Genomic DNA, 14054 nt, shown 5'->3' on the forward strand with positions numbered 1-14054 from the left:
GAGCGTGAAACAGTTGTGATGAGATTCAAAGAATGGCGTTGGCCCCTCTCCGCAGGGAGGGGCCAACGTAGTTAGGCTTTTTCAGTCGAGACGCTCAGCGCCGCCAGCGCCAGCCCGGCCGCTTTCAGCACCTGCTCGCACTGCTCAACCGTCAGGGTTAACGGCGGTTCGATACGAATCGTTTTTGCATTGTTCAGCGTGCCCGCTACCAGCACACGCTGGCGGAACATCTCGCTGGCAAAGTTATATCCGCTCTCGTTATCGACAAACTCAATCGCCATCAGCATTCCCTTGCCGCGCACGTCGTACACCAGCTCGGGGTACTGACGCGCCAGCAGGCGGAAGCCATCCAGCAGCATGTCTCCTTTCTGCTCGGCCTGCGCCGGCAGGTTCTCCTCCAGCAGCACGTTGATGGTCGCCAGCGCCGCGGCACAGGCCAGCGGGTTGCCGCCAAAGGTGGTAGTGTGCAGGAAGGGGTTGTCGAACAGCACCGAGAAGACCTCCTCGGTAGCAATCGTCGCGCCGATAGGCATTACGCCGCCGCCAAGCGCCTTAGCAAGGCAGAGGATATCAGGCTGCACGTTCTCATGCTCGCAGGCAAACATCCTGCCGGTGCGACCCATGCCGGTCTGGACTTCATCAAAGATCAGCAGAGCGCCAAACTCATCGCACAGCTTACGCACGGCAGGCAGGTATCCCGTTGGCGGCAGGATCACGCCGCCTTCGCCCTGAATCGGCTCGAGGATCACCGCCGCCACGTCATCACCGGTTTTATGGCACTCGGAGAGCAGGGTGCGCATGGCCTCGATATCACCAAAGGGAACATGGCGGAAGCCCGGCAGCAGCGGCATAAAGGGTTTACGGAAGGCAGATTTCGCCGTCGCTGACAGCGCCCCGAGGGACTTGCCGTGGAATGCGCCGCTGGTGGCGACGAAGGTAAACTTCCCGCGCGGCGACTGATACGCCTTCGCCAACTTGAGGGCAGCCTCCACGGACTCGGTGCCGCTATTGCTAAAGAAGCTGTACTTGAGTTTGCCCGGTGCAAGGGCAGCGAGGGTTTTTGCCAGCATGGCCCGGAGCGGATCGAGCAGCTCCTGACTGTGAAGCGGTTGTTTCGCGAGCTGATTCTGTACGGCGGAAACCACAACTGGATTACGGTGCCCCACGTTAAAGATGCCAAATCCACCCAGACAATCTAAAAACTCCTGTCCCTGGGTGTCGACAAGCGTATTCAAACTTCCTGCTTGCCACTCTACGGCTCCGTAATCCCCGCCAGCAGTAACAGACTTGCGGTACTCTAAGAATCCAGGATTTACATGCTCTTTAAAGTAATCAATCACCTCTCGGTTAAGTTCTTTCATCTCCTCATGATCAAGCGTTCGCTTCTCAATGAGATTCAGGGCGTGTGCGCTGCAGGCGAGGGCCGATGCGCTGGAAGGTAACCTGTTCAAAATGAGCTCCCGGGGATGGCGTATCACGCGATACTGCATAAATTATTGCAGGGATTACGCCACTTCGGCACGGGTAGCAAAAATCGGGATAAACGCCAGGTCAAAACAGGGCTGCACAAAATTTAATCATGCCAAATTATGTCAACCGTAGATAACCGCTGGGCTTTTTACGAGGTATTTTGCGGGCTTACGTGATTATATGCACCAGATTAGTGCAGAAGATGCCGCAAAAGCGGGCAGGTCGAATAAGCCTTTTTAGGTAGTTTCTCAGCGAAAGTATTCTAAATCAATATATTAGAAAAGCGTATAAAAAGTGCGGTTTAGCATCATTTTGCGATCGCGATCGGTTTTAACAACTAAAGATAAATTTTTTACCGCCGAAAAAAGATTAGTCCAAAAAATTAACATATAACACCTGCAAGGAATGCCCGCCATGTCCTCTCAACGTAATGTCACCCAGAACGAATATCTGCTGGATGATGACACCACCCTGATGTCGACCACCGATCTGCAAAGCTACATGACCCATACTAACGATACCTTTGTCCAGGTGAGCGGCTACACGCTCAACGAGCTGCTGGGTCAGCCGCACAACATAGTACGCCATCCGGACATGCCGAAAGCGGCCTTTGCTGATATGTGGTACACGCTCCAGCAGGGGGAGCCGTGGAGCGGCATCGTGAAAAACCGCCGTAAAAATGGCGATCACTACTGGGTGCGGGCTAACGCGGTGCCGGTGGTGCGTAACGGCAAAACAACGGGCTATATGTCGATCCGTAACCGGGCAACGCCGGAAGAGATTGCTGCAGTTGAGCCGCTCTACAAGGCGCTGAATGAAGGGCGTTGCAGCAAGCGCATCCACAAAGGTCTGGTGGTGCGTAAGTGCTGGCTCGGCAGACTGCCAGCCATGCCGCTGCGCTGGCGGGTCCGTGGCGTGATGGCGGTGCTGTTTGCGCTGATGGCGGCCTCGCTCACCCTAAGTCATGCCGGATGGAGCGCGCTGGCGGCCAGCGCGGTGGTGATGCTGCTCGGCACATGGTTGTTTGAACAGCAGATTGTTCGTCCAGTAGAGAACGTGGCGCGTCAGGCGCTGAAGGTCGCCACCGGCGAGCGGAACAGCGTCGATCATCTGAACCGCAGCGACGAGCTGGGTCTCACCCTGCGCGCGGTCGGCCAGCTGGGCCTGATGTGCCGCTGGTTAATTAATGATATTTCCAGTCAGGTAGCCAGCGTGCGTAACGGCAGCGATCGCCTGGCACAGGGCAATGAAGATCTCAACGACCGCACCCGCCAGACGGTCATCAACGTTCAGCAGACCGTGACAACCATGAACCAGATGGCAGCCTCGGTACAGAGCAACTCTGAAACCGCTGCCGAAGTCGATAAGCTATCGATGGAGGCCAGCACGGCCGCGAGCGAAGGCGGGGAGGCGATGCAGACGGTGGTGAAAACCATGGATGACATTGCCGACAGCACGCAGCGTATCGGCTCTATCACCTCGCTTATTAATGATATCGCTTTTCAGACCAATATCCTGGCGCTCAACGCAGCGGTTGAGGCGGCCCGCGCCGGGGAGCAGGGCAAAGGCTTTGCCGTGGTGGCCGGGGAGGTTCGTCATCTGGCAAACCGCAGCGCCAACGCGGCGAATGATATCCGCAAGCTGATTGATGCCAGCGCCAGTAAGGTGCAGTCCGGCGCGGATCAGGTTCACGCCGCCGGGCGTACCATGGATGATATCGTGGAGCAGGTGAAAAACGTGACGCGTCTGATTGCCCAGATCAGCCACTCTACCTCTGAGCAGGCTACCGGGCTGTCGGAGCTAACCCGGGCGGTGGCCGAGCTGGACGGCATCACGCAAAAAAATGCCGAGCTGGTAGAGGAGAGCGCACAGATCTCTGCGATGGTTAAGCATCGCGCTAACCGCCTGGAAGATGCCGTTACCGTCCTGCATTAATTAGCTGCTTTTATTTGAAGCCGCCTGGTTGTTATCAATCAGGCGGTTTTTTTTGCGATGGTGTAATTAATTTTTAATCTATTTGTTAAATCGTGCTACTTGCGGTCATATAACGATCGATGATCCACAATTAATAGCCTGCGCCTATCCATCATCGGAATTATCCAGTATAAAAACGATCAAAGTCATAAAGTTAGCGGAACCGTTACCGATAACGTGATCGTCATAGAGATAATCACCTTGATGGAGTATATATGTTCTTACATGACGTAAAGATCGGCACAAAGTTATTTCTGGCGTTCGGGTTCTTTATTCTCTTAATGGTTGCAAGTTCCTGCCTCTCACTATTTAGCCTGAATCGTGCAAATAACGGCATGCAGACTATCGTGAACAGTGATTATCCCACCACGGTAAAAGCCAACCACCTTATCGAAAGATTTCAGACCTTCGTCAGCACCCAACAGCTGATGCTGCTGGATAGCGAAGGGAAGTGGAGTGAAAGCATGCAGCAGCAGCTGACCGCCATCAGCGGCGAAATCACGGTGCTGCTGGACTTGCTGACGAAACAGCTCGACGAGCCGCAGGCGCAGAAGATCCTCACCGAGCTGCGCGGAATACGGCAGCAGTACCTCGACTCCCGCTTTCGTATTTTAGAGGCGGTAAAAGTCGGCAACCGGGAAGCGGCCGTTCAGGAGATGATGAACACCACCGTGCCTATCCAGAACGCCTATACGCAGAAGGTTCTGGAGCTGATCGCGATTCAGGATGCGCGAATGCGTGAAGCAGGTAACCGGGTCGACAACGACTTCAACACTAACCGCCTGATGCTGATCCTGCTGGCGGTATTTAGCATCGGTATTGCCGTGCTGATGGGGACCTTGATTGTACGTGCCATTACCCGTCCGCTGCGGCAGGCGGTGGATCTGGCGGAGGCGATTGCCGCCGGGGATCTCACCCACTCAATTGACGTTAAACATCGGGACGAGACCGGCGTGCTGCTGAATGCCCTGATGGCCATGAAGACCCGCCTGCTGGAAATTGTGCAGGAGGTGCAGTTTGGGTCAGAGAATATCTCCAGCGCCGCCGCGCAGATCGTTGCCGGTAATCAGGATCTGGCGGCCCGTACCGAAGAGCAGGCCAGTTCCGTGGAGCAGACCGCAGCCTCGATGGAGCAGATCACCGCCACGGTGAAAAATACCGCCAGCCATACTACCGAAGCGACTCAGCTCTCCGCTGACGCGGCGACGGTGGTAAAAAACAACGGCGCGATGATGAAGCAGGTGACGGAGAAGATGCGCGTCATCAATGACACCTCCAGCCGCATGTCCGACATCATCAACCTGATTGACGCTATCGCATTCCAGACCAATATTCTGGCGCTCAACGCGGCGGTTGAAGCCGCACGCGCAGGCGAACACGGGCGCGGTTTTGCGGTGGTCGCCGGGGAAGTCCGTCAGCTGGCACAGAAAAGCGCCTCGTCAGCGAATGATATCCGCCAGCTAATCGAGGACTCCACGACCCAGGCGCGGGAAGGCATGGCGCTGGTGGAAAAAGCGGGTGGGCTGATCAACGGTATGGTGAGCAACGTCGAGGAGATGGACACCATCCTGCGGCAGATCGGCCATGCCAGCCATGAGCAGACAGAGGGCATTTCGCAGATTAACAGCGCCATCGGCCTGATCGACGCCACTACCCAGCAGAACTCCAGCCTGGTGGAGGAGTCCGTGGCGGCAGCGGCGTCGCTGAACGAGCAGGCGCAGCACCTGAAGGGTCTAATCAAGGTATTCCGCATCAATCGCGCAGAGGCGACCGCTTAATCCATCTGGGAGATCTCCAACGCCGCCCGGTCGATCACGCCGATGATCTGCTTCAGCTGGGCGGCGCTAATCTCTTCATGGTTCACCTTCAGATCCAGCACGGCCTTGAAGTTATCCAGGGCGCGTTTCATCTGCGGATTTTTACGCAGCTGGTGCCCGACGCCACGTGCTTTGATCCGCTCCTGAATATGCAGGAGATGCTCCTGATTCTCCTCCAGCCACTGCTGGCCTGCCTCGGTAATGGCAATCTTCTTACGCCCGCTCTCCTCTTCGCTAATCTCAATGAACGCCTGCTCCTGCAGGAAGTCGAGGGTCGGGTAGATCACGCCGGGGCTGGGGGTGTAGTGACCCTGGGTCAAGTTTTCGATCTCTTTGATCAGTTCATAGCCGTGGCTGGCGTTGCGGGTCAGGATATCTAACACCACCAGCCGCAGCTCGCCGTGGCCAAAGAAGCGCTGACGGCGTCCGCCGTGGCTGTGATGGTGGGGACGATCTTCATGGGTATGGCGCATGGTTAGAGTCTTCCATAAATTGATATATCTAAATTATGTCTAAAGTAAGTCTACATGGCGGAATGGCTGCTTGTCTAACGCTATCAAAAAAATTCTTGCATTCTGGCTAAGTAGCAATCATTATCATTTAAAATTTATTTAGATATATCGTATTCTACTTTTGGATGGCTAACATGACGAAACAAGATCGACGTTATCCGCAGCGCGTACGCAACGAGCTGCGCTTTCGCGAGCTGACGGTGCTGCGCGTGGAGCGCATCGGCGCAGGTTTCCAGCGCATCGTGCTGGGGGGAGAGACGTTGGCGGGCTTTAGCAGCCGGGGCTTTGACGATCACACTAAGGTATTCTTCCCCGAACCGGGCCAGCCATTTGTGCCGCCGACGGTAACGGAAGAGGGCATTGTCTGGGGGGACGGCGTGCGCCCGGCCTCGCGGGACTATACGCCGCTCTACGACGAAGCCCGTCGCGAGCTGAGCCTCGACTTTTTCATCCACGACGGCGGCGTCGCCAGCAGCTGGGCCGAGAACGCGCAGGTGGGTGATACCCTGACCATCGGCGGGCCGCGTGGTTCACTGGTGGTGCCGGAAGATTACGCCTGGCAGCTCTACGCCTGCGACGAGAGCGGCATGCCGGCCCTGCGCCGCCGCCTGGAAACGCTGCGCCAGCTGGCGGTACGTCCACAGGTGACGGCCATCGTTACCATCGGCGACGAGCGCTATAAGGATTATCTGGCGCATCTGGATGAGTTTGCCATCGAGTGGATTGTTGGTCATAGCGAAGAGGTGCTGGACCAGCGTCTGGCGCAGGTTAGCGTCCCGCAGGATGACTACTTTATCTGGCTCACCGGAGAAGGAAAGGTCGTGAAAAACGTCAGCCGCCGGTTTGAGACTGACGCTATCGATCCGCAGCTGGTGCGCGCTGCCGCCTACTGGCACGATAAATAACGGCGTCAGGCCACCGCGTCATACTGCGCCTCGCTGACCTGTCGTTCCAGCGAGGTGCACACCTCCGCCAGGGCCTTCTCCTGCTGGACGAAGTACCCCTCCTGATCCTGTAGGGAAGAGACCAGCTGCCAGGCGCTTTCGCCCTCCAGCTTGCTAAGCTCCGCCAGCAACCCGGTGATGTGTGCCTTCACTTCGGCGATCCTTGCCCGCAGACGAGTCAGGTCGTTGAGCCTGTCGCTGGCCATCAGCGGCCCCAGCCCTTTCTGCAGGCGGGCAAAGAGCGAGCGGACGGCGGCTACGTCGCCGCGCTGCCGGGCCTGGTTAAGCTGAACCATCATCGCGTTAGCCTCGTCTTTCAGCTCGTCGTCCACCAGATCCGGATGGCACAGCTTGCTGGCCTGCCGCCATAGCTTTTTCAACTCCTGACGCTCGTCCTGCGAAAGCTTCTGCTCAAAGCTAAACCGCGCCTGGGCATCGTGCTGCTGCTCCTGGTACTCCTCATACTCCTGACGTGCCTCGTCCCGCGCCTGGCGGGCCGGCTCCTCCTCGCGGGTGAGTCCTTTTTCCAGCTCCTGGGCTTCGGCCAGCAGGGAGGCGATCAGGGCATTTTGCTGCTGCACGCGACGGCGAGTATCCGCTGCCTGCGACGAGCTGGCGGGCAGGCTGCGCCAGCGCTGGGTCAATGACGTTAACTCCTCAACGGCCTGGGCCATATACTGCTGGCAGCGCAGGTAGTCCGCCTCCCGCCGCCGGGCCTCCGCCTGCTGCCTGCGCAGCGTGGCTTCCGCCAGGGCCTGACGCAGGCGCAGGATCTGCGTCATCAGTGGCCCGAGACGCTTCATATAGCTGTCGTTAAAGTCGTCGAGGATCTGAATGCGGGCGTTGCGCTTATCGATCAGCTCCCGCATCTGCTCCTCCAGCGCCTTCAGCTCCAGCTTGCTGGCCGCTACCTGCGGATCGTGCCACTGGGTCACCGCCCGCTGACTCTGTAGCCAGGCGGCGATAGCCTGTAACGCCGCGGAGTAGTTTTTCTGCTCCAGCGCCGCAACGATAACCGCCAGCTCAGGATCCTGAGCGTTGCTTTGCAGCCAGCCAAGCTGGCTATGGATGATGACCTCATCCTCCAGCTCAATGGCGTTTTTTATGATCTCAAGCCGTTTGATAGGTTTGTTCATGGCGTTTCGCTGTGCGCCTGGGTAGTTGACTCAAGCGTAGTTGTTGTTAAGAGAACAGGAAATAGTACCGTTTCGCTAGAGATTATCATTCGCCGCGGCAAAAATAGCATCAAAAATCGGGACGGCTTCTTCCAGGGTCTCCAGCGCGCTGCGCAGCGGGGTAAAGAGTTCATGATCGGGTGGGAACTCGCCGTTCTCCTGCCAGCATTCGGCCATCATGCTGAGGTCGAGCGTGACCGGCAGGAAGAATGCGCCTGTACCTAAATCTTTAAAATTCAAATCGTTTAAGGCGATGCGAGAGGCCTGGTCAATATTGCTGGCCATCGCCCTAAGATTTTTGTAAGAGCCAAAAATGGTCTTTGAAGGATGAAAGCGAAAGCCGAACTGCGCCTCCTCTCCGCGACAACCGGTGAGCAGCGCCAGCTCATAGTCATCTTTATCGCTGCGAACACAGAAACTCTCGTAAAAATATTTGTAGTCTGTGTCGTTAATCTTCCATTCATCTGGCGCTAACCAGAAAACACCAGACCTGGCGTAGTCAGCTTCCCCGCCCCAGCTTTTTTTCTTGATGAATTCGCTGGCACAGAGGTCGATTCCTTTCCAAATGGCCGGGTCGATATGCTGCTCGAAGTAGACAGCGGCTTCGTTAAACATCTTAAACTGGGAAAGCAGGAGGGTGCCTGCCTGGCGCTCTTCGTTATTGAGGGGGGACATACCTATTCCTGTTAAAATTGACGCATACGTTCAAGGAAACAAAAAGCCGCATGGGCTGCCATCTGCCGCGTAGGGGAGGCCTCCATTGCGGCAAAAATTTGCCGTCGGGTGGGTTCCATCGCCTGAGTCAACACGCTAGCCAGATGATGCCAGGAGAGGCAGGGCACGTCGGTCTCTTCACCCGCGCTGAGCGGCACGCGCCCCTGCGGGGTTAAATAAACTACTGCCCAGGGCTGCTCACCAGCGCGTTTTTTCGCCTCGCCGATGTAGCGGCTAATTTGATCTTTTTGCTCGTAAGCGTCTATCTTCACTTCGATCAGCATGAAGAAGTTATCGGCATCGATCTCGATATCAACACGGTTGGTTGCATCCCCGGTGGGGTACTTCTCAACGTTTACGCGACAGTAGCGGGTGAAGTTCTCCGGGAAGTTTGCTTTGTCGCACTCCCGCACGGCGCTGAGCAGCGCTTTTAACGGCAAATCGCCAAAGCCGTGGTTGCCGTGTGGATCGAGCAGCCAGGCGAGCACGGCGCTGTTGCGTATCTCATTACGGCCAAGCTTCGCCACCTCCCACGGATCGAAGGTAAAAGTCCCATGCCGCAGGGCGGCAAAAGGCTGCTCCATCTCAGTCATAAGGGCGCTAAGCTGCTGGGCGTCTACTGCAACGGTGGGCAACGCCTTAGGCTGGGTATCCAGCGCCTGACGCGGCCACTGGGCAAAAAATTGCGGCAGCCACGCGGCGAGGGACAGGGGGCTATCATTCATGAATCGAACTCATAAGCGTATTAAGCGTGATTGACTGGCTAGATTATGCCAGCCGTGTAGAATTTTTAGCGACACAAATTCCTTAATTCACCTCATTCACCGCTGTCTACTTCCGTTAGAGGCTATTACCATGAAAATTAAAGCAATTGGTGCACTATCCGCCGCACAGGCGCTCGAGCCGATGGACATCAGTCGTCGCGAGCCAGGCCCGCACGACGTGCAGATTGCCATCGCGTACTGCGGGGTTTGCCACTCGGACGTACACCAGGCTCGCGCCGAGTGGGCCGGGACGCTGTTTCCCTGCGTGCCAGGTCATGAGATCGTTGGCCGCGTTGCTGCCGTCGGCTCAGAGGTCACCGGGCATAAAGAGGGCGATCTGGTGGGCGTAGGCTGTATCGTTGACAGCTGTAAGCACTGCGAAGATTGTGAGGAAGGGCTGGAGAACTACTGCGACCATATGGTAGGCACCTATAACGGTCCGACGGCAGATGCGCCAGGCCACACCCTTGGTGGTTATTCACAGCAGATCGTGGTTCATGAGCGCTACGTGCTGCGCATCCATCATCCTGAAGAGCAGCTGGCTGCCGTTGCGCCGCTGCTCTGCGCCGGGATCACCACCTATTCACCGCTGCGTCACTGGCAGGCTGGCCCAGGTAAAAAAGTGGGCGTGGTCGGCATCGGCGGGCTGGGTCATATGGGGATCAAGATTGCGCACGCGATGGGCGCACACGTGGTGGCATTCACCACCTCCGAGTCCAAGCGTGAAGCAGCAAAAGCGCTGGGTGCGGATGAAGTTGTCGTCTCCCGCAACCCGGAAGAGATGCAGGCCCATACCAAGAGCTTTGATTTTATCCTCAACACCGTGGCCGCGCCGCACAACCTCGACGCCTTCACCGCCTTACTGAAGCGTGACGGCACCATGACCCTGGTGGGCGCACCGGCTACCCCGCATCCGTCCCCGGAAGTCTTTAGCCTGATCATGAAGCGCCGCTCGATTGCCGGCTCGATGATCGGCGGTATCCCGGAAACTCAGGAGATGCTCGATTTCTGTGCCGAGCACGGGATCGTGGCCGATATTGAGATGATCCGCGCCGATGAGATCAACGAGGCCTGGGAGCGCATGATCAAAGGCGATGTGAAGTACCGCTTCGTCATCGACAGCGCTACGCTGGCCGGGTAACGCGCGGAACACGTAGGCCGGGTAAGCGCAGCGCCACCCGGCAGAGGTCGCCTTCTGAAGTGGTGGAGGGCGGCAGTACGTTTATCTCTTTAAGCAGCGGCGCTGATAGTAAAATCAAAATGGATCGCATCATAGGGAAACAGCGTGCCGCGAACGCCTTTCTCCAGTAAGCCATTATTCAGCAGGGCGGTAACATCCGTATGGACGCCTTTGATATCGCGACCTACCCGAGCAGCAATGTCGCGGATCGTCATTTCACCGAAGCCAGCCATAGCGAGTAATATTCCCATTCTGTTGGGCGATAATGTCTTATGCATCACCTCCCATGAAGGAAACGAAATCACATCATCACCCGCGCCTCGTTCCCCCGCTGCTGCTGCGTTCAAAGCAGACATCACGTCCGCCGAAAAATCTTTCATAGCTTCGATTTTAATCGTTACGGTTTTCATGTTATGCCTTCTCTTTACGGATGGTTTCGACGTCTGAAAGGAAATCAGCAAACAGCCCGTCGATACTTATAAAGGTCGTATTGAACTCATGAACGCCAATGTGTTTATGATCGCCTTTGCCGCGCTCGTTATCGTAACGCATCACACAAGTACCAGAGACTACATAGGCCATGCTGTACTTAAAACCATGTTTGCTTCCTAAAATGGCTGGATCGACTTCCCATATAAGCACTTGTATATATGCATTTTCATCCAGATAACGTGTAAATTTCTTATACAGTTTTGCTGACATTCAATCGCTCTCCATGCGTGTTGTAAATTATTACAACAAGAAGGTCTGTTGTCAATGATTACAACAGACTCTCATCAGCGCATCCTGCTTATCAAAATGCCAGGATAATCGTTACCAGCGGGTTCGCTGCATATCGATCACGAACCGGTACTTCACGTCGCCTTTCAGCATGCGTGCAAAGGCTGTTTCGATCTCTTCCCCTGCAATCATCTCTACATCGGCGGTAATATTGTGCTTGCCGCAGAAATCCAGCATCTCCTGAGTTTCCTTGATGCTACCGATCGACGAGCCGCTAATGCTCAAGCGGCGGAACACCATCGGCGTGACGTTAGGTGACAGGTGTGGACGATCGGGAATGCCCACCAGCACCAGCCGACCGTTGGTTTTCAACGTGGCCAGATAGGGATCGAGATCGTGCGGGGCAGCCACGCAGTCGATAATGAGATCCAGCGTGGTTTGGGCTGCTGCCATCTGTACGGCATCGCGGGAGACCACCACGTGACGCGCACCGAGGCGGCGGGCATCCTCACCTTTTTCCGGGGAGGTGGTAAACAGAGTTACTTCCGCACCCAGCGCGCTTGCCAGCTTAACGGCCATGTGACCCAGACCGCCAAGGCCGACGACGCCAACGCGCATGCCAGCCTGAACGTTGTAGTGACGCAGCGGAGACCAGACCGTCACGCCCGCGCAGAGCATCGGTGCCACGCCCGACAGGGGCAGGTGCTGCGGCACGGAGACCACGAAATCCTGGTCGACTACCACGTTCTGCGCATAGCCGCCCCAGGTGCTCTCCCCGGTATATTTATCGATGCCGTTATAGGTCGCCGTGAAGCCCGCCTCGCAGTACTGCTCCTCCTGCTGCTTGCAGAAGTGGCACTCGCGGCAGGAGTCAACCATCACGCCGACGCCAACGATATCACCCGCTTTAAACTTATCGACCCCTGTGCCGGTCTCGACGATGCGGCCAACGATCTCATGGCCCGGCACCAGCGGATAGCGGCTCACCGCCCACTCGTTACGTGCCATATGCAGATCGGAGTGGCAGACGCCGCAGTAGAGGATCTCAATCTTCACGTCCTGCTGTTGCAGCGGGCGCAGCGCAATCTGGCCGCTGGAGAGGGGTTGTGCCGCGTCCGTCGCGACTAATGCATTAATTTTCATCGTGCCTCTGAAATAGGGTGCTTTTATTCAAGGAAGGCGGCAGACTTTAATAAAGTTGGTTCTGTATTGATAGTAGTCACCAAATGGTGACCATAAACCGGAGAGTTCATTATGCCTGCATGGGTAGACGGCAAGCTGATGTTTTATGCGGACTCGCCTCCACGACGCCTGATGGATCTCTTCTCCGTCAAATGGAGCACGATGGTGCTGCATGCCCTTTATCACTGGCCTGGCGAGCGCGCCCGCACCGGGGAGCTACAGCGCAGCCTGGAGGGCATCTCCAAGAAGATGCTGTTTCAAACGCTGAAAGAGCTGGAGCAGCGCGGCCTCATCGCCCGGCATGTTTATGACGTTATTCCGCCGAAAGTGGATTACCGACTGACCGCGCTGGGCAAGACCTTTGCCGAGCCGATAGAGCAGATGTACCAGTGGGGGCTGGAGAATCAGGCGGCGCTGGATGAGATGGAGAAGAATTTGCAGTCTGACGCTTAGTAGGGTGAGGCATTGAGGTAAATCCCGACGCTATCACTCACGTTCCTGAATGAGTAGACGTTGCCATGCACGCGCAGGTAAAGCTGTCCATCTTTTACCTCCGTTATGGCTTTGTCATCATTGGTTACCATAAACGCAGTTTCACTTTTTACATGATCCATAAAATCGGCATCGCTCTTTTTGGCATCATACAGATAATAATGATAGGAAAACGATGTCATTGCACCTGCGCTAGCTTGGGTAACGTAAAGGTTTAGTGCGTTGTTAATTTTAACTTTTTTGTATAACTCATGCTCAACCGGGAAGGTCATGAAAAAAACAATCCATCCTAACCATATGAGGAACAATAAAATGGGTATGAGAATGTAACGTTTTTTAAAAACCCGCTGTTTTTGCATATTCAATTCCGGCCTTTATCCATGTTTTGACCTGTTACTGTTACAGCTTCTTCGTAATTATAAGTAAAAAACAATCATACTCTTACTTAGAAAAATATCTAAGCGGAAATAGCATTTTTAGTTTAATACAAAGCGCCATACAGGCGTAAAAATATAGAGAAACTAACTCACTCAAAGGAAAACAGAATACCTGTTTCTACGTATGTATGGCTCTCTAACGCTACCTACGATGTCAAGGATGACTAAGTGGACGTTGCGCCTGATGACGTTCTTAGCTATCACTTTCTTGTTGATATGCTCAGGGATATTCGACCCGCTTGCTGAAAGTGTGAAGTATACCGTTACAAACCTGATGAATTATATCCCGACAGAGAAATGGGAGCCTTACCCTGACCGCTTAGAAGATAATTATTTCACAATGTACATCGTGTTTAACGCGGTGGCAGCCGCTGCGGCTTTTTTTATCGGGAAGAAGGTGGTTTGGTTAGTCCGGAATACTTAAAGGGGAAAGGCGTACATGAGCTGCAGGATGACTCTTTTTTACCACTAATCGGGCCAGTACGCCCGTACTGGTGAACTACAGCGTAGCTTATCCCCAAGAAGACGTTTTTTCTAACGCTGACGGCTCTGGATGAAGTAGAAAAAAAATGTGTGGTAACTGAAGTGTAAAAGCCTAGCTCAAGAAACAATGAATTATGGTGGCTTTAACGAGCGGCTAGAACAAAAAATAGTCAAATTTTTGGTTTAAATA

At 55.2% G+C, this 14054-nt stretch carries 15 protein-coding genes; 6 read left to right on the plus strand and 9 right to left on the minus strand.

The genetic code is table 11. The annotated features are described in order from the left end of the window. Positions 1–71 precede the first annotated feature (71 nt). The gene (gene ygjG / locus RTM13_RS10905; protein ID WP_312212044.1) at positions 72–1451 is read right to left on the minus strand and encodes a putrescine aminotransferase; all 1380 of its coding nucleotides are present in this window, start codon (positions 1449–1451) and stop codon (positions 72–74) included. A 433-nt stretch (positions 1452–1884) separates the two neighbouring features. Between ygjG and RTM13_RS10910 the strand changes: the two genes are divergently transcribed. Both RTM13_RS10910 and RTM13_RS10915 read left to right on the plus strand, forming a co-directional pair. Further along, positions 1885–3405, plus strand: coding sequence for a methyl-accepting chemotaxis protein (locus tag RTM13_RS10910; RefSeq protein ID WP_312212045.1), 1521 nt, complete (start codon positions 1885–1887; stop codon positions 3403–3405). Between the two features lie 254 nt (positions 3406–3659). Continuing rightward, complete coding sequence (locus RTM13_RS10915) at positions 3660–5222, plus strand: methyl-accepting chemotaxis protein (RefSeq protein WP_312212046.1); 1563 nt, start codon at positions 3660–3662, stop codon at positions 5220–5222. Here the strand turns inward: RTM13_RS10915 and RTM13_RS10920 are convergent. Continuing rightward, a complete protein-coding gene (locus RTM13_RS10920) occupies positions 5219–5734 on the minus strand; it encodes a PadR family transcriptional regulator (RefSeq protein ID WP_312212047.1) in 516 nt (171 codons plus the stop codon). The two genes, RTM13_RS10915 and RTM13_RS10920, sit on opposite strands and share 4 nt — an antisense overlap. A gap of 173 nt (positions 5735–5907) precedes the next feature. Here RTM13_RS10920 and RTM13_RS10925 point away from each other — a divergent pair, with 173 nt between their 5' ends. Continuing rightward, positions 5908–6678 carry a siderophore-interacting protein gene (locus RTM13_RS10925; protein WP_312212048.1) on the plus strand — a complete coding sequence of 257 codons (771 nt, stop codon included), beginning with the start codon at positions 5908–5910 and terminating at the stop codon, positions 6676–6678. Positions 6679–6683: 5 nt separating this feature from the next. Here the strand turns inward: RTM13_RS10925 and RTM13_RS10930 are convergent, their stop codons facing one another. From RTM13_RS10930 to RTM13_RS10940, 3 genes are all read right to left on the minus strand, one after another. After that, positions 6684–7853: a DNA repair protein gene (locus RTM13_RS10930; protein ID WP_312212049.1), complete on the minus strand. Its 1170-nt coding sequence runs from the start codon at positions 7851–7853 to the stop codon at positions 6684–6686. A gap of 75 nt (positions 7854–7928) precedes the next feature. After that, complete coding sequence (locus RTM13_RS10935; protein ID WP_312212050.1) at positions 7929–8567, minus strand: hypothetical protein; 639 nt, start codon at positions 8565–8567, stop codon at positions 7929–7931. Between the two features lie 11 nt (positions 8568–8578). Continuing rightward, a complete protein-coding gene (locus tag RTM13_RS10940) occupies positions 8579–9331 on the minus strand; it encodes a PD-(D/E)XK nuclease family protein (protein WP_312212051.1) in 753 nt (250 codons plus the stop codon). 130 nt (positions 9332–9461) lie between these two features. Here RTM13_RS10940 and RTM13_RS10945 point away from each other — a divergent pair, with 130 nt between their 5' ends. Next, positions 9462–10511, plus strand: a complete 1050-nt coding sequence (locus RTM13_RS10945) for an NAD(P)-dependent alcohol dehydrogenase (protein ID WP_312212052.1) — start codon at positions 9462–9464, stop codon at positions 10509–10511. 89 nt (positions 10512–10600) lie between these two features. Here RTM13_RS10945 and RTM13_RS10950 read toward each other — a convergent pair whose 3' ends face one another. From RTM13_RS10950 to RTM13_RS10960, 3 genes are all read right to left on the minus strand, one after another. After that, on the minus strand, positions 10601–10960 hold the full coding sequence (locus RTM13_RS10950; protein ID WP_312212053.1) for a glycosyl transferase family 1: 360 nt from the start codon (positions 10958–10960) through the stop codon (positions 10601–10603). Between the two features lies 1 nt (position 10961). Further along, the gene (locus tag RTM13_RS10955; RefSeq protein WP_312212054.1) at positions 10962–11252 is read right to left on the minus strand and encodes a DUF6516 family protein; all 291 of its coding nucleotides are present in this window, start codon (positions 11250–11252) and stop codon (positions 10962–10964) included. A gap of 111 nt (positions 11253–11363) precedes the next feature. Continuing rightward, complete coding sequence (locus RTM13_RS10960) at positions 11364–12413, minus strand: NAD(P)-dependent alcohol dehydrogenase (RefSeq protein ID WP_312212055.1); 1050 nt, start codon at positions 12411–12413, stop codon at positions 11364–11366. A gap of 111 nt (positions 12414–12524) precedes the next feature. On the opposite strand from RTM13_RS10960, the gene RTM13_RS10965 reads away from it, so the two are divergent. Further along, entirely contained in the window at positions 12525–12905 is a 381-nt protein-coding gene (locus RTM13_RS10965; RefSeq protein ID WP_312212056.1) for a helix-turn-helix domain-containing protein, read from the plus strand. Here the strand turns inward: RTM13_RS10965 and RTM13_RS10970 are convergent. After that, positions 12902–13303 carry a hypothetical protein gene (locus RTM13_RS10970; protein WP_312212057.1) on the minus strand — a complete coding sequence of 134 codons (402 nt, stop codon included), beginning with the start codon at positions 13301–13303 and terminating at the stop codon, positions 12902–12904. The genes RTM13_RS10965 and RTM13_RS10970 overlap by 4 nt on opposite strands. A 238-nt stretch (positions 13304–13541) precedes the next feature. Between RTM13_RS10970 and RTM13_RS10975 the strand changes: the two genes are divergently transcribed. Next, entirely contained in the window at positions 13542–13805 is a 264-nt protein-coding gene (locus RTM13_RS10975) for a hypothetical protein (RefSeq protein ID WP_312212058.1), read from the plus strand. Positions 13806–14054: the final 249 nt, after the last annotated feature.

This window comes from Pseudescherichia sp. (assembly GCF_031979925.1).
Taxonomy (GTDB): Bacteria; Pseudomonadota; Gammaproteobacteria; order Enterobacterales; family Enterobacteriaceae; genus Pseudescherichia.

What these genes read in the sequence shown, in the direction of transcription:
- RTM13_RS10965 (WP_312212056.1), top strand. Translation starts at nt 12,525, where the DNA reads ATGCCTGCATGGGTAGACGGCAAGCTGATGTTTTATGCGGACTCGCCT.
- RTM13_RS10945 (WP_312212052.1), top strand. Translation starts at nt 9,462, where the DNA reads ATGAAAATTAAAGCAATTGGTGCACTATCCGCCGCACAGGCGCTCGAG.
- RTM13_RS10970 (WP_312212057.1), bottom strand. Translation starts at nt 13,303, where the DNA reads ATGCAAAAACAGCGGGTTTTTAAAAAACGTTACATTCTCATACCCATT.
- RTM13_RS10975 (WP_312212058.1), top strand. Translation starts at nt 13,542, where the DNA reads ATGACTAAGTGGACGTTGCGCCTGATGACGTTCTTAGCTATCACTTTC.
- RTM13_RS10940 (WP_312212051.1), bottom strand. Translation starts at nt 9,331, where the DNA reads ATGAATGATAGCCCCCTGTCCCTCGCCGCGTGGCTGCCGCAATTTTTT.
- RTM13_RS10925 (WP_312212048.1), top strand. Translation starts at nt 5,908, where the DNA reads ATGACGAAACAAGATCGACGTTATCCGCAGCGCGTACGCAACGAGCTG.
- RTM13_RS10930 (WP_312212049.1), bottom strand. Translation starts at nt 7,853, where the DNA reads ATGAACAAACCTATCAAACGGCTTGAGATCATAAAAAACGCCATTGAG.
- RTM13_RS10950 (WP_312212053.1), bottom strand. Translation starts at nt 10,960, where the DNA reads ATGAAAACCGTAACGATTAAAATCGAAGCTATGAAAGATTTTTCGGCG.
- RTM13_RS10910 (WP_312212045.1), top strand. Translation starts at nt 1,885, where the DNA reads ATGTCCTCTCAACGTAATGTCACCCAGAACGAATATCTGCTGGATGAT.
- RTM13_RS10955 (WP_312212054.1), bottom strand. Translation starts at nt 11,252, where the DNA reads ATGTCAGCAAAACTGTATAAGAAATTTACACGTTATCTGGATGAAAAT.
- RTM13_RS10935 (WP_312212050.1), bottom strand. Translation starts at nt 8,567, where the DNA reads ATGTCCCCCCTCAATAACGAAGAGCGCCAGGCAGGCACCCTCCTGCTT.
- RTM13_RS10960 (WP_312212055.1), bottom strand. Translation starts at nt 12,413, where the DNA reads ATGAAAATTAATGCATTAGTCGCGACGGACGCGGCACAACCCCTCTCC.
- RTM13_RS10920 (WP_312212047.1), bottom strand. Translation starts at nt 5,734, where the DNA reads ATGCGCCATACCCATGAAGATCGTCCCCACCATCACAGCCACGGCGGA.
- RTM13_RS10915 (WP_312212046.1), top strand. Translation starts at nt 3,660, where the DNA reads ATGTTCTTACATGACGTAAAGATCGGCACAAAGTTATTTCTGGCGTTC.